Source organism: Archangium lipolyticum (genome assembly GCF_024623785.1).
GTDB lineage: Bacteria > Myxococcota > Myxococcia > Myxococcales > Myxococcaceae > Archangium > Archangium lipolyticum.
The window spans coordinates 34,991-55,787 of record NZ_JANKBZ010000013.1; the positions used below are offsets into that span (position 1 = coordinate 34,991).

16 protein-coding genes are annotated in these 20,797 nt (G+C 68.4%); 13 read left to right on the forward strand and 3 right to left on the reverse strand.

The genetic code is table 11. The features are described from left to right. The first annotated feature begins 87 nt into the window (after window positions 1-87). The gene (locus NR810_RS26315) at window positions 88-1,701 is read left to right on the forward strand and encodes an outer membrane protein assembly factor BamB family protein (protein ID WP_257456318.1); all 1,614 of its coding nucleotides are present in this window, start codon (window positions 88-90) and stop codon (window positions 1,699-1,701) included. A 117-nt stretch (window positions 1,702-1,818) separates the two neighbouring features. Then, entirely contained in the window at window positions 1,819-3,225 is a 1,407-nt protein-coding gene (locus NR810_RS26320; protein ID WP_257456319.1) for a hypothetical protein, read from the forward strand. Window positions 3,226-3,295: 70 nt separating this feature from the next. Here the strand turns inward: NR810_RS26320 and NR810_RS26325 are convergent, their stop codons facing one another. From NR810_RS26325 to NR810_RS26335, 3 genes are all read right to left on the reverse strand, one after another. Then, window positions 3,296-3,646: an immunity protein Imm33 domain-containing protein gene (locus tag NR810_RS26325; protein WP_257456321.1), complete on the reverse strand. Its 351-nt coding sequence runs from the start codon at window positions 3,644-3,646 to the stop codon at window positions 3,296-3,298. A gap of 56 nt (window positions 3,647-3,702) precedes the next feature. After that, window positions 3,703-7,599, reverse strand: coding sequence for a phosphoribosylformylglycinamidine synthase (gene purL / locus NR810_RS26330; RefSeq protein ID WP_257456323.1), 3,897 nt, complete (start codon window positions 7,597-7,599; stop codon window positions 3,703-3,705). 210 nt (window positions 7,600-7,809) lie between these two features. Next, a complete protein-coding gene (locus NR810_RS26335; RefSeq protein ID WP_257456324.1) occupies window positions 7,810-8,643 on the reverse strand; it encodes a DUF2807 domain-containing protein in 834 nt (277 codons plus the stop codon). A 190-nt stretch (window positions 8,644-8,833) separates the two neighbouring features. On the opposite strand from NR810_RS26335, the gene NR810_RS26340 reads away from it, so the two are divergent. From NR810_RS26340 to NR810_RS26390, 11 genes are all read left to right on the forward strand, one after another. Continuing rightward, window positions 8,834-11,059 carry a molybdopterin oxidoreductase family protein gene (locus NR810_RS26340; protein WP_257456325.1) on the forward strand — a complete coding sequence of 742 codons (2,226 nt, stop codon included), beginning with the start codon at window positions 8,834-8,836 and terminating at the stop codon, window positions 11,057-11,059. Window positions 11,060-11,069: 10 nt separating this feature from the next. Beyond that, window positions 11,070-11,795, forward strand: a complete 726-nt coding sequence (locus NR810_RS26345) for a glutathione S-transferase family protein (protein WP_257456326.1) — start codon at window positions 11,070-11,072, stop codon at window positions 11,793-11,795. 18 nt (window positions 11,796-11,813) lie between these two features. Next, window positions 11,814-12,269: a MarR family winged helix-turn-helix transcriptional regulator gene (locus tag NR810_RS26350; protein ID WP_257456327.1), complete on the forward strand. Its 456-nt coding sequence runs from the start codon at window positions 11,814-11,816 to the stop codon at window positions 12,267-12,269. A 143-nt stretch (window positions 12,270-12,412) separates the two neighbouring features. Beyond that, window positions 12,413-13,486, forward strand: coding sequence for a 4-hydroxyphenylpyruvate dioxygenase (hppD, locus tag NR810_RS26355; protein ID WP_257456328.1), 1,074 nt, complete (start codon window positions 12,413-12,415; stop codon window positions 13,484-13,486). Window positions 13,487-13,519: 33 nt separating this feature from the next. Then, a complete protein-coding gene (gene hmgA, locus NR810_RS26360) occupies window positions 13,520-14,833 on the forward strand; it encodes a homogentisate 1,2-dioxygenase (protein WP_257456329.1) in 1,314 nt (437 codons plus the stop codon). Continuing rightward, window positions 14,830-15,843: a fumarylacetoacetate hydrolase family protein gene (locus NR810_RS26365; RefSeq protein WP_257456333.1), complete on the forward strand. Its 1,014-nt coding sequence runs from the start codon at window positions 14,830-14,832 to the stop codon at window positions 15,841-15,843. Before hmgA ends, NR810_RS26365 begins: the two co-directional genes overlap by 4 nt. Next, a complete protein-coding gene (locus NR810_RS26370; protein ID WP_257456334.1) occupies window positions 15,840-16,205 on the forward strand; it encodes a Rieske (2Fe-2S) protein in 366 nt (121 codons plus the stop codon). Before NR810_RS26365 ends, NR810_RS26370 begins: the two co-directional genes overlap by 4 nt. Window positions 16,206-16,337: 132 nt before the next feature. Then, entirely contained in the window at window positions 16,338-16,937 is a 600-nt protein-coding gene (locus NR810_RS26375; RefSeq protein WP_257456335.1) for a hypothetical protein, read from the forward strand. 151 nt (window positions 16,938-17,088) lie between these two features. After that, window positions 17,089-18,513, forward strand: coding sequence for a phage tail sheath C-terminal domain-containing protein (locus NR810_RS26380; RefSeq protein ID WP_257456336.1), 1,425 nt, complete (start codon window positions 17,089-17,091; stop codon window positions 18,511-18,513). 15 nt (window positions 18,514-18,528) lie between these two features. After that, a complete protein-coding gene (locus NR810_RS26385; protein ID WP_204219771.1) occupies window positions 18,529-18,918 on the forward strand; it encodes a hypothetical protein in 390 nt (129 codons plus the stop codon). A 3-nt stretch (window positions 18,919-18,921) separates the two neighbouring features. Beyond that, window positions 18,922-19,755, forward strand: coding sequence for a hypothetical protein (locus NR810_RS26390; RefSeq protein WP_257456338.1), 834 nt, complete (start codon window positions 18,922-18,924; stop codon window positions 19,753-19,755). Window positions 19,756-20,797 lie beyond the last annotated feature (1,042 nt).

The window sequence follows — 20,797 nt, forward strand, 5'->3', positions numbered from 1 at the left end:
GAGCACCCAGGGGTCCGCACGATTTCCTGCATGATTCTCCCCGTCACCGGCTCTCCTCCAGATGAGACTTCCAAAGGGGGAGTGCGCATGACCTGGGAGCAGAGGAAATTTCCAGCGCTGGTGTTGCTGGGGTGGTTGACCGCATGTGGTGGTGGGGGAGGCGGGACTCCGGGCGATGGAGGCGATCCGGCGACGCCTCCCGGAGAGCCTTCCACACCTCCTCCTGCCGAGTTGGCCTTCGTACCGGGCCAGCTGACGGAGACCTATGCTGCCGGCGCTTCGGTGGCGTTGAGCGTCAAGGCGACGCTCAACGTTCCGCTGCCCGGCGATATCCATGCCATCATCGTCGATTCCTCTGGAGTGCTCGTTCCGGAGATCTCCATCCAGCCCGATAGGGCGTGGGCGGGTTCCTACTTCGCGAGGTTCCGGACGAATCCCTCCCTCCCGCAGGGACGCCACCAGGGGAGGCTCGAGGTGCACCTGTGCCAGGACAAGGCCTGCACCACGGAGCACGCGGGCTCGCCCTGGTACCTGCCGTATGACTTCCAGATCCTTCCGAACACGAACCTGACGCCGCTCACCCGCTGGGCCCAGGCGCCGGACTGGGAGACGTTCCAGGGCAACGCCGCGCACTCGGGCTACGTCCCCGTCACCCTGGACGCGAGCCGCTTCTCGCCGAGGTGGCGCTGGACGGTCCCGGAGGACGCCGGCGGAGTGAGCGAGCCGGTCGTCGCCAACGGGCTGGTCTATCTAGCGAGCGCCGGACGGTACTCCTCGGGCACCCCGCCCAGGCTGTTCGCGTTGAGAGAGAGCGACAGCGGGAAGCAGTGGCAGGTCGACTTGAGCGTCTCTGACGTCAACCCGCCGGCGGTCTCGGGCGGCAAGGTGTATGTCTCCACCGGCACCGGTTACAACAACGCCTTCATGTGGTCATTCGATGCCACCACCGGTGCGCAGCTTTCGAAGGCCGCGTTCAACTCGCAAGGGCAACGCTACTTCGTCCCCACCATCGAGGGCGGCGTCGTCTATGCCAACGGCGGATACTACGGCGGGATGTATGCGTTCGGCTTCGCCGATGGCGCTCAGCGCTGGTTCCGGGAGCTGCCGATGTACAACGAGTGGACGCCCGCGGTGGATGCGAAGTACGTCTATGCCTATACCGGCGGCCTGTTCAGCGCGCTGGACAAGTCCACCGGCGCGGTCGCCTTCACCCTCGGCCAGGCCAACCCCGGGGGGGGCGGGGACACGCCCGTAGCGCCCGTCATCGGCTCGAACGGCTCGGTGGTCGTCGCGAGCGGCGGCAAGATCGTCAGCTTCAATCCGGCGTCGCGTGCGAAGACCTGGACCCTCGATGGCCCGTACAGCGGCAACCCGGTGACCGCGAACGGGGTGCTCTACGTCACCCAGCTCGCGCCCTATCGCCTGGAAGCGCGAAGCGAGGTGACAGGCGCGTTGCTGTGGAGCTGGGCACCGGCCGGCTTCGATGAAGTGGCGGGTTACGACACGGGGGGCCGCTCCAGCGGACTCCTCGTCACCGACAACCTGGTCTTCGTCAGCACGAACAGGCGTGTGTACGCCATCGATCTCGCCACGCACGCGCCGGTGTGGTCCTACTGGGAGCCCGGGAGCCTGGCGCTCTCGGCCAACGGCGTGCTCTATGTGAGGAGCATGAACGGCCTGGGCGCCGTCAACCTGAAGTAGGCCCGCCGGGGTCCCGCTGGATTCCTTGCATCATTCTCCAGGTCACCGGCTCTCTCTTGTGTGGCCCCTCGTCGGGCCCATACCGTGACTTCCGATAGGGGGAGAGCCATGACGTGGATGCGGAGAGGACTTCTGGCGCTGGTGATGGTGGGGTGGGTGGCGGCTTGTAGCGGGAACACCCCTCCTCCCACGGAAGAACCGGGAGATTCCACGCCTCAGCCCGATCCCCAGACCCAGCCCGATCCCCCACCACCGCCCCCGCCCCAGGTCATCTCGGGCTCCCTCAAGATCCACACGCGCTGGAAGACCGGTCCGGAGGGGTCGAGCGTCCATGTCCAGCTCGGGGATGGGACCCGGTTCTTCAAGCGGCCCGACGCCTCGGGCGACGTGACGTTCGAGGATCCCTCGCTCGTGGGGCCCCAGAACGTCACCCTGGTGGTGAAAGACCCCTCCGGCTTCTCGCAGGCGTTCACCTATCTCGCACTCGAGAGGCCGGAGGTCTGGCTGCCACTCAAGTCGGAGGACCCGCCCGCGCAGAACCCGCCGCGCGCGTTCATCAGCGGCAAGGTGACGGGGATGCGCGACACGCACGGCGTGTACTTGCATGCCGTCGGCCAGGGCGTCCGGGGCAGCTCCTTGGTGAACGCGGACGGGAGCTTCCGCATCCAGGTCGAGGGCACGCTGCCCGCGGTGGTGGACCTGTTCGCGATCGAAGAGGACACGTCCAACCCCTTTGAACCCAAGAGGGTCGTCGGTTTGAAGCGGGGCATCCCGGCGCCCGCCTGGCAGCAGGTCTCCGGGCAGGATGTCGCGCTCGACCACCCGGTCGACCAGCGGATGCAGCTGACCGTCAATGGCGCGCAGGTCTACCAGCAGGACTTCGCCAGCGCGTGGCTCGTGTTCTACCAGGACGGCCAGTACCTCTTCGATACGTACAGGGACACCTTCCACTCCCCCACGCGGGGCATCCCGTCTTCCGTCCCGACCATCGCGCTGACGGCTCCCTTCGACACGACCCGTGCGATGCTCCTGGTCGACGTGGGTGCGGCCTACGAGCTCCCGTCCGGGTCGGCGTCCGCCCGGGTTCCCGTGGAGAACAGCTCCTCCGTGACGCTCTCGTTCCCGAAGCCGATGACCCTGACCTCGCCCACCGCCCTGGGGTCGTGGAGCGAGCCCGCCCCCGTCTTCTCCGGGCCTGGCGGCCTCGTCTTCCGGTGGAGCGTGGATGCCGCCGCGCAGCTGGTGGAGCTCTCCATGACCCCGGACTTCGACAACTCCTTCCAGAAGTTCAGCTGGAAGGTGACGGCGCCAGGCTCGGTGACCTCCTTCAAACCCTTCCGCCTGCGCCTGGATGAGACGTCATACATGAACCCCTCCTTCCGCGGCGCATACCGGCTCAGCCTCCGCTCCCAATTCGATGGCGCCATCGGCCACTACGCGGACTTCTTCACGCAGAAGCCCGCGAGCAAGCCGCTCGCGCCGAGGTGGTGGACCTCGCTGGAAGGCAGCCTGGATTTCAAGTAGCCGTCACCTCATGGGAGGGACCGCGCTCCTCCGAGGCAATGACCTGAAGCCGCCGCCATCCCCAGGTTGTTCACGTGTCGAGCAGGCTGGGGTCCTCCCACACATCCTCATGGCCATCCGCGACCAGAAACCTCCAACCAGGAGGAAGCCCCAGGAACTTCAACGCTTGCGGACACCATTCGGCCAGGTGGGCCACATGCACGGGCTGGAAGAAATCAGAGGCTGCGGAGGGCTCGCCACCTGCCCAGATGTACCAGCCTGTGGTGTCCCCCTGGATGGGATGCCTCAGTCCGTTGATGGGCATGAGTCCCGTCTTCACATTGAGGGAAATACCAACCTTCATGTCGGAGGGGGACTCAACGAATGGCGTTCCATGTTCTTCACAGAGCCTGAGCTGTGAATCGCGAACGTCGTCACGCATAGTGGAACTCCCCTCGGAGGAGACCGCGCTCCTCCGAGGGAATGACCTGAAAGGCTTCAGCCCAGGACGGCGCGGACGTTGCGGAACATCCGCATCCAGGGGCCGTCCTCGCCCCACTCCGGCGGGCACCAGGAGTACTGCACGCTGCGGCTCACGCGCTCCGGGTGCGGCATCATGATGGTGACGCGCCCATCCCTCGACGTCATGCCCGCGATTCCGTGTGGCGAGCCGTTCGGGTTCGCCGGGTACGTCTCCGTCACCCGCCCGTGGTTGTCCACGAAGCGCACCGGCACCACGCCCAGCCCGTTCACCCGCGCGGCCTCCCCGGCACTGGAGAACTCCGCCCTCCCCTCTCCGTGCGACGACGCGATGAGGATGCGGCTGCCCGCCATGCCCTTGAAGAACAGCGACGGGCTCTCCGCCACCTCCACCTGCACCAGCCGCGCCTCGAACTGCTCCGAGGCGTTGCGCACGAAGTGCGGGAAGTGTTCGGCCCCCGGGATGAGGTCGCGCAGCTGCGACATCATCTGGCAGCCGTTGCAGATGCCCAGGGCGAACGTCCCCGAGCGCGCGAAGAACGCGGCGAACTCGTCCCGGGCACGCGCGTTGAACAGGATGGACCGCGCCCAGCCGCCGCCCGCGCCCAGCACATCGCCGTAGGAGAAGCCTCCGCAGGCCGCGACGCCCGTGAAGTCCTTCAGCGACACCCGTCCCGCCAGGATGTCACTCATGTGCACGTCCACCGCGTTGAAGCCCGCGCGGATGAACGCTCGCGCCATCTCGAGCTGGCTGTTCACCCCCTGCTCCCGCAGGATGGCCACCCGGGGCTTCACGCCCCTGGCGATGTACGGCGCCGCTACGTCCTCCGTCGGATCGAACGTGAGCCGGGGCGACAGGCCGGGATCGGCCGGGTCGCACTTGGCGGCGTACTCCTCCTCGGCGCAGCGCGGGTTGTCGCGCAGCTTCTGCATCTCGTAGCTGACGCGCGACCACACCTTGCGCAGCGCCACCGTGTCCTCCTCCAGGAGGGCCTTCCCGCCGTGGCGCACCTGCACCGTCGGCTCCGCCCGGGGCCGGCCGAGCTCCTGGTACGCGGAGCCCAGCCCGTGAAGTGTCAGCACCTCGCGCACGCGCGCCTGGTTCGTGGCCTTCACCTGCAGCACCGCGCCGAGCTCTTCGTTGAAGAGCGCCGCGACGGCATCCGAGCCCAGCGCGGTCACGTCCACCTCGAAGCCGCAGTGGCCCGCGAAGGCCATCTCCACCAACGTGGTGAGGAGGCCACCGTCCGAGCGGTCATGGTAGGCCAGCAGCAGCCCCTCCTCGTTGAGCACCTGCATCGCGGAGAAGAAGCCCTTGAGCAGCTCGGGGCTCTCCACGTCCGGGCAGCGCTGTCCCACCTGGGACCAGGTCTGTGCCAGCACCGAGCCACCCAGCCGCTGCTTGCCGCCCGCGAGGTCCACGAACACCAGCCGCGTGTCCGAGTCCAGCTCGCGCAGCTGCGGCGTGAGCGAGCTGCGCACGTCGAGCACCGGCGCGAAGGCCGACACGATGAGCGACAGCGGAGAGACGACCGCCTTCCGGGCGCCCTTCTCCTCCCACACCGTGCGCATGGACATGGAGTCCTTGCCCACCGGGATGGTGAGGCCCAGCGCCGGGCACAGCTCCATGCCCACCGCCTTCACCGCGGCGTACAGGTTGGCGTCCTCGCCCGGGCTGCCGGCGGCGGCCATCCAGTTCGCGGACAGCTTCACGTCCCCCAGCTTCCCGATGCGCGCCGAGGCGATGTTCGTCACGGCCTCGGCCACCGCCATGCGCGCCGAGGCGGCCGCGTCGAGGAGTGCCACCGGCGTGCGCTCGCCCATGGACATGGCCTCGCCCGTGTAGCCCGTATGCGCCGACAGCGTCACCGCGCAGTCGGCCACCGGCACCTGCCACGGACCCACCATCTGGTCCCTCGCCGTCAGGCCCGACACCGTCCGGTCACCGATGGTGATGAGGAAGCCCTTGTCCGCCACCGTGGGGTGCCCGAGCACCCGTGTCAGCAGCTCCTTCACCGGCGCGTCCAGCTTCAGCTCGGCGTGCGTCAGCGGGCGCGACTTCACGTCCCGGTGCATGCGCGGCGGCTTGCCGAACAGCACGTCCATCGGGATGTCGATGGGCGCGTTGCCGAACTGCCGGTCCGTCAGCTTCAGCACCTGCTCCTCGGTGGCCTCTCCCAGCACCGCGAAGGGCGCCCGCTCGCGCTCGCACAGCGCCTGGAAGCGCGGCAGGTCCTCCGGCGCGATGGCCAGCACGTAGCGCTCCTGCGCCTCGTTGCACCAGATCTCCACCGGTGCCATGCCGGGCTCGGCGTTCGGCACCTCGCGCAGCTCGAAGCGTCCACCCAGGTCGTTGTCGTGGATCAGCTCCGGCACCGCGTTGGACAGCCCGCCCGCGCCCACGTCGTGGATGGAGCGGATGGGGTTGGCCTCACCCTGGGCCCAGCACCGGTCGATGACCTCCTGGCAGCGCCGCTCCATCTCCGGGTTGTCTCGCTGCACCGAGGCGAAATCGAGGTCCGCCGCGCTCGCGCCCTGCGCCATCGAGGACGCCGCGCCACCGCCCAGACCGATGAGCATCGCCGGGCCACCCAGCACGACGATCTTGTCCCCCGGCTGGAGCTTCCCCTTCTGCACGTGCTGGGCCCGGATGTTGCCCAGGCCCCCGGCGATCATGATCGGCTTGTGGTAGCCGCGCACCTCGGGGCCCTCGGGCGTGGACACCTGCAGCTCGAAGCTGCGGAAGTAGCCGCACAGGTTGGGCCGGCCGAACTCGTTGTTGAAGGCGGCGCCGCCCAGCGGGCCGTCGATCATGATGTCGAGCGCCGACACGATGCGCTCCGGCTTGCCGTAGGGCTGCTCCCAGGGCTGCTCGTAGCCCGGGATGCGCAGGTTCGACACGGAGAACCCGCTCAGGCCCGCCTTGGGCTTCGCACCCCGGCCCGTGGCGCCCTCGTCACGAATCTCTCCGCCCGCGCCCGTCGAGGCCCCCGGGTGCGGCGAGATGGCGGTGGGATGGTTGTGCGTCTCCACCTTCATCAAGATGTGCGCGTGCTCGCGGTGGAAGCGGTACTCGCCGCTGGCCGCGTCCGGGAAGAGGCGCTCCACCTCGAAGCCCTCCATCACCGCGGCGTTGTCCTTGTACGCCGACAGCACGCCCTCTTGATGGGCCGCGTACGTGTTCTTGATGGACTGGAAGAGCGAGCGCTCCTGCTCCACCCCATCGATGGTCCACGAGGCGTTGAAGATCTTGTGCCGGCAGTGCTCGCTGTTGGCCTGCGCGAACATCATCAGCTCGACGTCCGTGGGGTTGCGCTTCAGCCCGGTGAAGCGCGTCACCAGGTAGTCGATCTCATCCTCGGCCAGGGCCAGGCCCAGCTCACGGTTCGCGGTGGCGAGCGCGGCCCGGCCTCCGCCCAGCACGTCCACCGTGGTGAGCGGCCGGGGCGTGTGCGCGGCGAAGAGGATGGCGGCGTCCTCCTCGCGCCCCACCACCGCCTGCGTCATCCGGTCGTGCAGCACCGGCTGCACGCGGGCGAGCTGCCCGGGGCTCAGGGGCTTGCCGGCTCCGTCGGCGATCCACCAGGCGATGCCTCGCTCGACGCGCCGCACGCCACGCAGGCCGCAGTTCTGGAAGATGTCCGTGGCCTTCGAGGACCAGGGAGAGATGGTGCCGGGGCGCGGGATGACGAGCTGAAGGCTGCCGCGCCGCTCGCCCCGGGCCAGCCGGGGGCCGTACTCCAGCAGCCGGTCCATCAAGGACCGCTCGGACTCGGAGAGGGGCGTCGCGACATCGACGAAGTGCACGAACTCCGCGTAGACAGAGGCCACGGCCGGCTCCAGCTCGCGGCAGCGAGCGAGCAACTTGGCCAGACGGAACTCGGAGAGGGCGGGGGCGCCACGCAGGGTGAGCATGGAATCTCGGGGAGAGGGGGTCCGGAAAGGTGCGTGCGTCATATAACCGGAGCCTCCGTCCTGCATCCGAAGAGATCGTGGCAGGCCGCCCTCTCATGGAAGGAGAGGCGGCGACTCCCGGAAAACGAGAGAGGGCCCTCCCCCGCTCCCCGGTGAACCGGGCGAACGGGAAAAGGCCCCCTGTGCGGCCGTGGAAGGCGCGCTTCTGGCTCAGTGGCGGCGGAAGTTCCCGCTGCCGTCGAGAGTCACGTCGCGCACCGAGGCGTTACCCCAGAGGTCCACGCCGCCGGAGCCGTCGATGCGCACGGACACGCTGTCCTGCACGGTGGCGGTCACCCCGCCGGAGCCGGACACGCTCAGGTAGGCGGTCGAGCTGGTGAGACCGCGGGCCTCGACGCCCCCACTGCCGTCCGCCCGGATCACCAGCCGCTGCGCCGAGCCGGTGAGGTTCATGCCGCCGGACCCCTCGCTGGATGCCTCCAGCTGCTTCGCGGAACCGTCATAGGTGAGCGTCCCGGAGCCATCGAGGTCCAGGCTCACGCTCTCCAGCACCTGCGCCTCCGGGGTGCAGAGCGTCATGTCGCCGGAGCCCCCGAGGCTCGCGGTGAGGCTGCTCGCCGGCCCGCAGTAGCGCACGGTGCCCGAGCCATCGAGCTCGAAGGTGAGCGCGTTGGCCTGGGTGACGCCCTCGACGAGGAACGCGCCGGAGCCGTCGTTCTTCGCGCCGAGGAAGCGCGGCAGCGTCGCCACCACGCGGCCCTCGCCCGAGTAGTACAGGTTCTCCGAGTCCTCGATGATGAGCGCATCCCCGGAGACACGGGCGGTGACGTAGCGCTGCAGGTTCTCGTCCAGGGTGAGGGAGACGGAGCTGGAATCGGCCTCGCGCACCACCACATCAAGGGGGGTGTGATTCTCCACCCTGGTGAAAACGGCGGGGACCTCACGCGATTGGGTGACCTTGTGTCCGTCGCCCTGCACCACGAACAGCCCGCAGGCGGGCAGGAACATCAGCACGGCCACTCCTACACCCAGGCTCTTCCACATGCTCCGCCTCCATGAAAGGACGCCAGCCCACCAGGCCGCGTCGCGTTACCTGCCCCCTGGAACACCAACCCGGCGTAAAACTGTCACCCTCTGGTTGCGTTTCCGGGGATCGCCCCCTGTTCGCGTCCGGATGTGGTTGAATGCCACCGCCTTCAATACCGCCGCCCGTGGTCCCTAGAGGCCCCCCCTGATGAGCAAGACCGCTCCTCCATCCGAGCTGCACTTCCGCACCTGCAATCTGTGCGAGGCCATGTGCGGCCTGCGCATCGAGACCGCCCAGGGCCGGATCACCTCCATCCGGGGTGACGAGGCGGATCCGTTCAGCAAGGGCCACATCTGCCCCAAGGCGGTCGCGCTACAGGATCTCCACGAGGACCCCGACCGGCTGCGTCAACCGATGCGGCGCACCGCCACCGGCTGGGAGCCCATCTCCTGGGAGGAGGCGCTGGACGAGACCGCGCGGCGTTTCCACGCCATCCAGGAGGAGCACGGCAGGGACGCCCTGGGCGTGTACGTGGGCAACCCCACCGTGCACGACCACGGCGCGATGATGTTCCTGCCGTTCCTCCTGCGGGCTCTGCGCACGAAGAACAAGTTCTCCGCGTCGTCGGTGGACCAGCTGCCCCACCAGCTCGCCGCGTACCTGATGTTCGGGCACCAGTTCCTCATCCCCATCCCGGACATCGATCACACGCGCTACATGCTCATCCTCGGGGCCAACCCGCTCGCCTCCAACGGCAGCCTGATGAGCGCGCCGGGCGTGAAGGACCGGCTCAAGGCCATCCAGAAGCGCGGCGGGCGGGTGGTGGTCGTGGACCCCCGGAAGACGGAGACCGCCCAGGTCGCGGACGAGCACCTCTTCATCCGTCCCGGCACGGACGCCCTGTGGCTCTTCTCCCTGCTGCACGTCCTGCTGGAGGAGGCGGGCCCGAAGCTCGGCCGGCTCGCGGAGCTCTCCGACGGCCTGGCCGCCATCCGCGAGTTGGCGCGCGACTTCACCCCCGAGCGCGCCGCGCCCCACACCGGCGTGCCGGCGGATACCACCCGGCGGATCGCCCGCGAGCTGTCCGCCGCGGAGTCCGCCGTCTGCTACGGCCGCATCGGCGTCTCCACGCAGTCCTTCGGCGCGATGTGCCAGTGGCTCATCAACCTCATCAACATCGTGACGGGGAACTTCGACCGTCAGGGGGGCGCCCTCTTCACCCGGCCGGCCTTCGACGTGGTGGGCGGACCCCGCGCGATGTCCATGAACCGCGGCGGCTTCGCCCGCTTCAGGAGCCGGGTACGCGCACTGCCCGAGTTCTCCGGTGAGCTGCCGGTGGCCGCGCTCGGCGAGGAGATCCTCACCGAGGGCCCCGGGCGCATCCGCGCGATGCTCACCTCCGCGGGCAACCCGGTGGTGTCCACGCCCAACGGGCGGCAGCTCGACAAGGCGCTCGCGTCGCTCGACTTCATGGTGTGCATCGACCCGTACATCAACGAGACGACGCGGCACGCGCACCTCATCCTCCCGCCCACCACGCACCTGGAGCGCAGCCACTACGACCTCGCGTTCCACGCGCTGGCCGTGCGCAACACGGCGAAGTACTCGCCCCCGCTCTTCACGCCCGGTCCGGACTCGCGCCACGACTGGGAGATCTTCCTGGAGCTGAAGCACCGCCTGGAGACGCTCCGGGGCGCTCCCCGCGTGCGCGGCGAGCTGACGTACCGTGCCCTGAAGGCGCTCGGCCCGGACGGCATCCTGGACCTGGGGCTGCGCGCGGGCCCGTACGGCATGAAGCTCCGCCCCTTCCGCAAGGGCCTGAGCCTCGCGAGCCTGAAAGCGAAACCGCACGGTGTGGACCTCGGGCCCCTGAAGCCGAGCCTGCCCGGGCGGCTGGCCACGAAGGCTCGCCGCATCCACCTCGCCCCGGACGTGCTGGTGGCCGACGTGCACCGGCTGCGCCACACCTTCCTGGAAGGCACGGGGGCTCCCGAGGAAGGAGCGCTGCTGCTCATCGGGCGGCGCCACCTGAGGGACAACAACTCGTGGCTGCACAACGTGCCCCGGCTCGTCAAGGGCAAGCCCCGGTGCACACTGATGGTGCACCCGGAGGATGCCCGGCGGCTGGGCCTGAGCGAGGGCGAGGAAGCTGTGATCACTTCACGGGTCGGGGAGGTCCAAGCTCCCGTGAACGTGACGGAAGAGGTCATGCCCGGAGTGGTGAGCCTGCCCCACGGCTACGGGCACGGGCGCGAGGGTGTGCGGCTCCAGGTCGCCGGAGCACACGCGGGCGTGAGCATCAACGACCTCACGGACGACCGTGCCCTCGATGCCATCAGTGGCAACGCCGCATTCAGTGGAGTCCAGGTGAGCGTCCGGCCAGCACGGGCGGCGCGCACGGATGAACAACTCGAGCAGTCTGCGACAGGATGAGACGACAGCGATGATCACCCTCTATCAGACCCCCACCGCCTGGGGTACCCCCAACCTCAGCCCGTTCTGTATCAAGCTGGAGTCCTACCTGCGCATGACGGGCCAGACCTATCAGGTGCAGCCGGCGGATCTCCGCAAGGCGCCCAAGGGCAAGGTGCCCTACGTCGATGTCGACGGACGTCTCATGGGCGACTCCCAGTTCATCATCGAGTACCTCAAGCAGAAGTATGGGGATCCGCTCGACAGCAAGCTGACCGCGGAGCAGGTGGCGATCGGCCACTCGGTCCGGCGCATGTTGGAGGAGTCCACCTACTGGAACATCGTGTACACGCGCTGGGTGGACGAGGCGGGCTGGCGCGCCTATGTGCCGGTGCTCGAGACGATGCTGCCGGTGGTCGTGGGCAACGTCATGCTGCCGGTGCTGCGCCGGAAGATGTTCAAGACCCTCCATGCCCAGGGCATGGGCCGCCACAACTTCGAGGAGGTCCAGAAGCTGGGCAAGGACGACATCACCGCCGTGGCGACCATCATGGGCAACAAGCCGTTCCTGCTCGACGAGACGCCCACCTCCTTCGACGCGACGGTCTACGCGTTCCTGGTGGGCATCATCGCCTTCCCGGTGGACTCGGACTTCAAGCAGCACACCCTGTCCCAGGGCAACCTCGTGGAGTACTGCGCCCGGTTCAAGTCGCGCTTCTTCGCCAACTGGAAGCCCTCCGGCTCCAGGGCCGCCTAGGAACCCGCGGACGTCCCCGTGACGCGCTCCCATCTCAAGCTCGAGGAGTTCCTGCCGTACCGGCTCTCGCTCGCCTCCAACGCGGTGAGCCAGGTGATCGCCCGGGCGTACGAGGAGCACTTCGGCCTCAAGATGCACGAGTGGCGCGTCATCACCGTTCTGGCTGAGAACGACGAGCTCACCCAGCAGGAGATCGTCGGCCACACCAAGATGGACAAGGTGACGGTGAGCCGCGCCGCGCAGGTGCTCGAGCGGCGCAGGCTCCTGCGGCGCGTGACGAACGCCGAGGACGGCCGCTCCCTCCGGCTCTCGCTCACCGCCGAGGGGCAGAAGCTCTACGCCCGGGTCGTCCCCGCGGTGCTCGAGCTCGAGGCCGAGGTGCTCGAGGGGCTCGGTGAACAGGAGATCGCCGGGCTCAAGGACGTGCTCCGCCGTCTGGAAGCCGCCGCCGATCGCGTGCTCACCCGCCGCTGACGCGCCGCATCACCCCTGCTCGTTCGTTGGGCTGGCAATGAAGCAGGGGCCTGCCCGTCACCCATTTGACATGCTGCTAGCAATGTCTTGCGTGGTTAGTTTCAGATGTTACTATCTGGAGAGATTACGGAGGCATCCAGATCATGAGCGACGTGGCGGAGAATCCCCTCGGGTTGAATGGTTTCGAGTTCGTCGAGTTCACCTCGCCGGAGCCCGGCAAGATGATCGATCTGATCGAGCGGCTGGGCTTCACGGCCTACGCGACGCACCCGACGAAGGACGTCGTCCGCTACAAGCAGGGCGGCATCAACCTGCTGGTGAACCGCGAGCCGACCGGACAGGCGGCCGAGTTCCGGGCGCTGCACGGCCCGTCGGCCAACGGCATGGCTTTCCGCGTGGCCAACGCGAAGAAGGCCTACGAGCTGGCCATCGAGCGCGGCGCGAAGCCGGCGGATCCGAACGCGGGCACGCTCGGCCCGGACAGCTATGTGCTCCAGGGCATCGGTGGCAGCCTCCTCTATCTCGTCGACCGCTACGGGGCGAAGGGCTCGCTCTATGACGACTGGCGCCAGATTCCCGGGGCCGTGGAGGCGGAGGCGAAGAACAGCACGGGCCTGGACATCCTCGACCACCTCACGCACAACGTGCGCCGGGGCGAGATGCGCACCTGGTCGAGCTTCTACAACCGCGTGTTCGGCTTCACCGAGCAGAAGTACTTCGACATCAAGGGCCAGGCGACCGGCCTGTTCTCGCAGGCGATGATCGCCCCGGACCGCGCCATCCGCATCCCGCTCAACGAGAGCCAGGACGACAAGTCGCAGATCGAGGAGTTCATCCGCCAGTACAAGGGTGAGGGCATCCAGCACCTGGCGCTGACCACCGACGACATCTACGGGACGGTGGAGAAGCTGCGCCAGCGCGGGGTCATCTTCCAGGACACCATCGAGACCTACTACGAGCTGGTGGACAAGCGGGTGCCGGGCCACGGCGAGGATCTGGAGCGGATGAAGAAGAACCGCATCCTCATCGACGGCAGCAAGTCGGAGGGCTTCCTGCTGCAGATCTTCACCGAGAACCTCTTCGGTCCGATCTTCTTCGAGATCATCCAGCGCAAGGGGAACGAGGGGTTCGGCAACGGGAACTTCCAAGCGCTGTTCGAGTCCATCGAGCTCGATCAGATCCGTCGCGGCGTCATCCAGGTGACGACCAAGCGGTAGTCATCCGCGAGAGCGCAACCCACGGAGGGGAACATGGCGATGGACGGATACATGTCGGGATTCGGCAACGAGCTCGCGACGGAGGCCGTCAAGGGCGCGCTGCCGGAGGGGCAGAACTCACCCCAGCGCGTGCCGTACGGACTGTACGCGGAGCAGCTCTCGGGCACGGCGTTCACGGCGCCCCGGCGCGAGAACCGCCGCAGTTGGCTGTACCGGCTGCGTCCCAGCTCGAGCCATGCGCCCTTCCGTCCGCATCCGGAGGGCCTGCTGCGCAGCGGGCCCTTCACCGAGGCGCCCGTCACGCCCAACCGCCTGCGCTGGAGCCCACTCCCGCGTCCGTCCCAGCCGACCGACTTCCTCGAGGGGCTGGTGACGTTCGGTGGGAACGGCGCGCCGTCGCTCGGCACGGGCGTGGCGATCCACCAGTACCTGGCCAACCGGTCGATGACGGACACGGTGTTCTTCGACGCGGATGGAGAGCTGCTGATCGTCCCGCAGTCGGGGCGGCTCCGGCTCGTGACCGAGATGGGCGTGCTGGGGCTCGCGCCGGGTGAGGTCGGCATCGTGCCGCGCGGCGTGCGCTTCCGCGCCGAGCTGCCCGATGGTGAGGCGGCCGGGTACATCTGCGAGAACTACGGCGCGCTGTTCCGGCTCCCCGAGCTGGGGCCGATCGGCGCGAACGGGCTGGCCAACCCGCGTGACTTCCTCACGCCGGTCGCCGCGTTCGAGGACGTGGACCGGCCGACGCGCGTCGTGCAGAAGTTCCAGGGCCGTCTCTGGTCAGCCGAGCTCGACCACTCGCCGCTGGACGTGGTGGCCTGGCACGGCAACCTGGCGCCGTACAAGTACGACCTGGCGCGCTTCAACACGATCGGCACGGTGAGCTACGACCACCCGGATCCGTCGATCTTCACGGTGCTCACCTCGCCGAGCGAGAGCCCCGGGGTGGCCAACTGCGACTTCGTCATCTTCCCGCCGCGGTGGATGGTCGCCGAGAACACCTTCCGCCCGCCCTGGTTCCACCGCAACATCATGAGCGAGTTCATGGGGCTGGTGCACGGCGCGTACGACGCGAAGGCCGAGGGCTTCCTGCCGGGCGGCGCGTCGCTGCACAACTGCATGAGCGGCCACGGCCCGGACCGCGAGACCTACGAGCGCGCGGTGGAAGTGAAGCTCGCGCCCCACAAGATCGCCGACACGCTCGCGTTCATGTTCGAGTCCCGGTGGGTGATCGCCCCGACGTCCTTCGCGATGGAGACCCCCGCCCTGCAGCGTGACTACGACGCCTGCTGGTCGAGCTTCCAGAAGGCCCGGCTGCCCGGGACGAACGCGGAGAAGCAGCGGTGAAGCTCGCCTCGCTGAAGTCGGGGCGCGACGGCCGGCTGGTCGTCGTCTCGGATGACCTGTCCACGTATGTCGACGCCACGGCGATCGCGCCGACGCTCCAGCGTGCATTGGACGAATGGGAGCGCTGTGAGGGGCCACTCCGGGCGCTCGCCGCGGCCCTGAACCAGCGTGAGGCGCCGGGCAAACCGTTCTCCGAGGAGGAGTGCGCCGCGCCGCTGCCACGCGCCTACCAGTGGGCGGACGGCTCGGCGTACGTGAACCACGTGGCGCTGGTGCGCAAGGCGCGCAAGGCCGAGATGCCCGAGAGCTTCTGGACCGACCCGCTCATGTACCAGGGTGGCTCGGACGGCTTCATCGGCCCTCGTGAGCCCATCCCGCTCGCGGACGAGAGCTGGGGCTGTGACCTGGAGGGAGAGGTCGCGGTCATCACCGGTGACGTGAGGCAGGGCGCGACGCGTGAGGAGGCCCTCCAGGCGATCCGGCTCGTCATGCTGGTCAATGACGTGTCGCTCCGGAACCTCATCCCGGCGGAGCTGGCCAAGGGTTTCGGCTTCTTCCAGTCCAAGCCGGCCTCTTCCTTCTCGCCGGTCGCGGTCACGCCCGATGCGCTCGGTCCGGCATGGCGCGAGGGCAAGCTGCACGGGGCACTGCGGGTCTCCTTGAACGGGGAGCCCTTCGGACGCGCGGACGCGGGCGTGGACATGACGTTCGACTTCGGCACCCTGGTCGCGCACGCCGCCCGGACGCGTGACCTGTGCGCGGGCTCCATCATCGGCTCGGGTACCGTGTCGAACCGCGATGCGGATGGCGGTCCCGGGAAGCCCATCCGCGACGGAGGGCTCGGCTACTCCTGTATCGCCGAGGTGCGGACCGTCGAGACCCTGCTGACGGGGGCACCGAAGACGCCCTTCCTCCGCCGGGGCGACCGCGTGCGCATCGAGATGCAGGACGAAGCGGGCCGCTCCATCTTCGGAGCGATCGACCAGGTCGTCACGGAGCCGCGTCGATGACCGGAGGACGCGCGCGCGTCTTCGAGACTCCCGCTGGCGTCGCGCTCTGCACGCTCGACGCACTGGCGGATCCCGGGGCGCGCAACTTCGTCCTTCAGATCGATGACGCCTTCTTCCACGGCTTCCTGGTGCGTACCGGAGAGATGGTCCGGGGCTACGTGGACCGCTGCCCGCACCAGGGATTGCCGCTGGCGCAGAAGCTCGACAACTACCTGACGCCCGATGCCCGGCTGATCGCCTGTTCGTGGCACGGAGCGCTGTTCCAGCTCGAGGACGGGGTGTGCGTCGGAGGCCCGTGTGCCGGCCAGAGGCTGACGCCGTGGCCCGTCACGGTCGAGCGAGGCATTGTCAAGACCGCCTGAGGGATCGAACCGCCGGTAGAGGTGGAGGAACCTCCCGGCGCCATTTCTCAGGGAATGTCACAAAGAATGACCTGGGTCGTCTTCCGGGGTGCGAACGGCGGAACCCGCTCCACCCACAAGGAAGAGGTTGCAATGGCTGACCTGGTCATGAACGCGTCCGATACCCTCAACACCGTCAACAACGTCGCCTACAAGGTCGAGCTGGCGCTCTACAGGCTCTACAAGGCGGTCACCGGTGCCGGCTACACGAAGCTGATGGAGGGCTTCAAGGACCCCCTCAAGTCGATGTTGACCAAGATCCAGGACGTCCTGAAGACGATCCTGACCAAGGTCAAGGAGGTCATCGAGCCGTTCCTCGACAAGGACGTCCTGACGATGTTCAAGGAGGTCCTCGGCGCGGGCAGGGATCTGGTCAACTCGACGCTCGACCTGCTGCCCGCCACCGTGCAGAACGTCGTCGAGACCAGCCGGCGCTTCCTCAACGTGATCGTCGACTTCGTGAGCATCGGCATCGACCACATCGCGGCCATCGTGGACCTGCTCATGAATGTCGGCCTGGCGCTCGCCGGCCAGCCCCCGACCCTCAAGCCGATCACCCTGGAGATGGTGAAGAAGACGGAGGCCCTGCTGCTGCCCGAGCCGATCACCGTCGACGCCAAGGCCCTGCCCGCCGGTAACACCACGGGTACCACTCCGGCCACGGATACCTCCACGACCAAGGCCAAGAGCTGATCCCAGCCGGCCGGTCGCGTTCCACATCCATCTGAAGAAGAGGACCGCGTGCGCCCGAGGGCGTGCGTGAACCGCCAAGGCGCGCGGTCCGGGGAACCTGCACCCTGAGCAGGGTCATCCACCCCCTCGTCCCCGAGGGTCCGGAGAGCACATGGCCAGTGGCCTCATCATTCCTGGAGTCCAGGTAACCGTCGTCAAGGAAGTCCTTCCCCAGCAGCTCGCGCCGTCCGGAGTGCTGGGCCTCATCGGCTTCACCGAGGAGAATCCCGGCAAGGTCGTGCGCGCGAGCAACTGGTCGCGCTTCGTGGGAGTGCTGGGACGCGCCAGCGCCTACAGCCTGCCCGAGGCGAAGCAGGCGCTCGACAATGGCGTCTCCGAGCTGGTCATCTCGCCGTTGCCCGCCAGCGCCGGGGCCACCGCGAAGGTGGTCATCCCCGCGGACGCGACCAAGGGTGCGGCGGAGCCGCCCAAGGACGCCGCCAAGGACGCTCCCAAGGGCAAGGACGCCAAGGCCGGCGCCGGCATCACCCTCGTGGCGCGCGCCCCGGGGCCCTGGGCCAATGGCATCGGCGTCAAGATCGAGTACCGCAACAACCTCGATCAGAGCATCTCCTTCGACCTGCAGGTCCTGGGGGAGAGCAATGGGAAGGAAGTCGTCCTCGAGGTGCACCGCAGCCTGACCCTGGAGTCGCTGACCGCGGCGCTCAAGGCGGGCTCCGCCTACGTGAAGGTGGACGAGTCGAAGGCGCTCGGCTGGCCCACCGCGGACGTGTACACGCTCGCGGGCGGCAAGGACGCGACCGCCGACGACTATGCCGCCGCGCTCCGCCGCCTCCAGGACGAGCCCGACGTGGACATGGTCCTCGCCGCCATCCAGGACTTCTCGGATCGGGCGAAGGTGACACGCATCTACGGCGACGTCATCAGCCACTGCAACAACCTGAGCGACGACTGCAAGGGCCGCCTCGGCTTCGGCCAGGTGCCGGACGCGGGCACCATGGAGGAGTTCGTGCAGCTCGCCAGCAACCTGGTGAGCGACCGGTTCGTGCTGGTGGCGCCCAACGGCGTGGCGGGCGCGGTGGCCGGCCTCGTGGGCAACCTCCCCTACTTCTACTCGCCCACCTTCAAGCGCATCTCCGGCGCGGGCGAGCTGCCGCCCATCCCGGTGGATGACCAGAAGACCCTGCTCAAGGGCAACGTGGTCCCCGTGGTGCTCGAGCGCGGCCGCGGCACCATCGTGCTGCGCGGGCTCACCACGGATGGAGATCAGATCAACGTGCGCCGCGTGGCCGACCGGGCCGTGCGCACGCTGAAGATGATCGGCAACCTCTTCATCGGCCAGCTCAACACCGCGGATGGGCGCAGCGCGCTCAAGCAGAAGCTGACCGAGGCGATGCTCCAGATGGAGAAGGACGGCGCCATCGTCCCCTCCACGGATGGGAAGGATCCCGCCTTCAAGGTGGAGGTCTATTCCTCTCAGGAGGACTTCGCGCTGGGCATCGTCAGGGTGAACCTGGCCGTGCGGCCCGTGCGAGCCATTGACTACGTCTACGCGACCATCACGGTCCAGGTCTGATGAGGAAACACGCAGATGCCAACGGTATTCTCCGCCAATCGCAGCAGCATCCTCGTCGACGGTGAGGCCGTCGAGGGACTCCAGTCGCTCGTCTTCCGCGTCGTCACCGAGCGCGAGGACATCCGGGCCATCGGCTCCAACGAGCGTGTCGAGGTCATCTTCGGCCTGCGCACCGTGCAGGGCGAGCTGGTGATCCGCTCCGCGAGCGTCAAGCTCGACACGCTGTTGCAGAACCGCGCGAAGTTCCAGCTCGTCGCGAGCCTCAAGCGCACCGAGGGCAACGACGAGACGCGCACGGTGTCGTTCGACGACTGCTTCGTGGAGGGCAAGTCCTTCCGTCTGGACGCGCACGGCAGCGCGGCCACCAGCTACGCGTTCACCGCCACGCGAGTGCGCGAGGAATAGCCCATGGGAGCGGAGCCCGCGCACATGATCGAGGTGGACGGAAAGACGTTCTCCGTCCACTTCGAGGGCCCGGACGAACGGGTGGTGCGAGTGGATACGCGCTCGGGGGAGTGCGTCCACCTGCGCCGCTGGCGGTTCGACGAGCACCTGCGAGCGCTCGACCGGCATGCCTGGGCCGATGAGCGCGGGCTCCGCTTCGATCACGAAGGTTTCTCGCGCGACGTGCTGCGCGACTCCGGTGTACCGGACCCGCTCCACGAGGAGCTGGCATCGCTGGCCCTGTGGTGGGCCACCGGTGGAGACAGGGAGCCGGCCTCCGGCGTGGGACCGGACGGATGGCTGCGCATTGGAACCCTCCGCGCCCGGCTCCGGCCGTGGACCTTTTCCGAGCGTTCGAGGGCCATGGGCGCGAGCCTCACCGCGCGCCCCGATGGCACCCGGGAGCTCGGCCTCGAGCGCTACCTGCGCGCGATGCTCGCCGCGTCCGTCGTGGCGCTCGATCCGGCGGGGGTGGAGCTGTCGATGCTGGACGGAGCCACCACGGCCGCGCTGCTCGATGTGGTCGTCGCACTCAACACCGCTGGGGAGCGCGACGAGGACAAGAAGATGAGGGCCTCCGATGCCGAGGGCCAGGCACTGGCGCGATTGACGCTGCTCCTGTGCCGGACACTCGGTTGGACGCCTTCGCAGGTGTGGGAGGCACCGGCGGCGGAGATCGACCGGCTGCTCGCGATTCTGGCGGTGACGGAGGCTTCGGCTCCGGCACCGGTGGCGCCTCGGACTCCGGGGCTCGCGGATCATCCCGATGCGGTGGTGATCCAGGTGGAGGCAGGGTGATGCGCGCGAACACCACGACACGGGGAATCGTCTCATTCCTCTCCCGCCCGGCGTTCCGGGTGATGGAAGACATCGCGAGGCAGTTGGGCACACGGCTTCCCGAGCAGCCCCCTGTCACCAGTGCGGAAGACACACAGGAACCGCCCACTTCCGAGCGGCAGGTGAGCGCGCGGACGGAGCCTGGCTCGTCGACTGCCGCGGCCCCGCGAGCCGGGATGACGGAGGCCACTCCGGCCCTGTCCTCATCGCCTTTCCCCGTCGGGACGGAGACCGTGAATGTGTCCTCGTCCGAGCCCACCCCCTCGCGCGCCGAGGTCCGCAGCCTCGATCCACTCCCGGCTGACTCGGAGCCCTCTGCCTTCCAGGACGCAATCACGGAAGCCGGAACACGCGCTCCCGTTGCCGCACGGTCCCTGTCCGCTCCTCGTGCGGAGGTCCGGAGCAGCGACCCCATGGCGAGGACGGCCTCCGCCACTCCGGGTGCACAGGAGCGCGGCAGGCGCATCGTTCGGCTCCTGCCTCGTACCGCACCTGGTGCGGAATCCCCGGCTTCGAGCACCTCGTACTCCGTCGAGCCTCTCGAGGAGACGATCCATTCCGCCACCTCGCTCCCGCCCCCAGGCATCCGAGCGAAGGCACCGATTCCGTCCGCGACGCCCTCCCCTGCCTGGGCCGAAGCTCCGTCATCGCCTTCGCCTTCCATCGCTCGTACCGAGGTGCTCCCGGCTTCTCCTTCCGTCTCCCGCGCCGAAGCGCCCAAGACATCCGCTTCCGTGGCTCACACCGAAGCGCCGTCCCTTCTCCCAAGCGTCGCCCGCGCTGAGGCTCCGTCATCGACTCCGCCTTCCGCTGTTCGCGCCGGAACGCACCCGGCTTCTCCTTCGGTCTCCCGCACCGAGACACACCCGGTTCCGCCTTCCATCTCTCACGTCCAGGCACCGTCACCGGCTTCTCCTTCCGTCTCCCGCGCTGAAGCACCCATGACATCCGCTTCCGTGGCTCGCGCCGAAGCGTTGTCCCCTCCCCTGAACGTCGCCCGCGC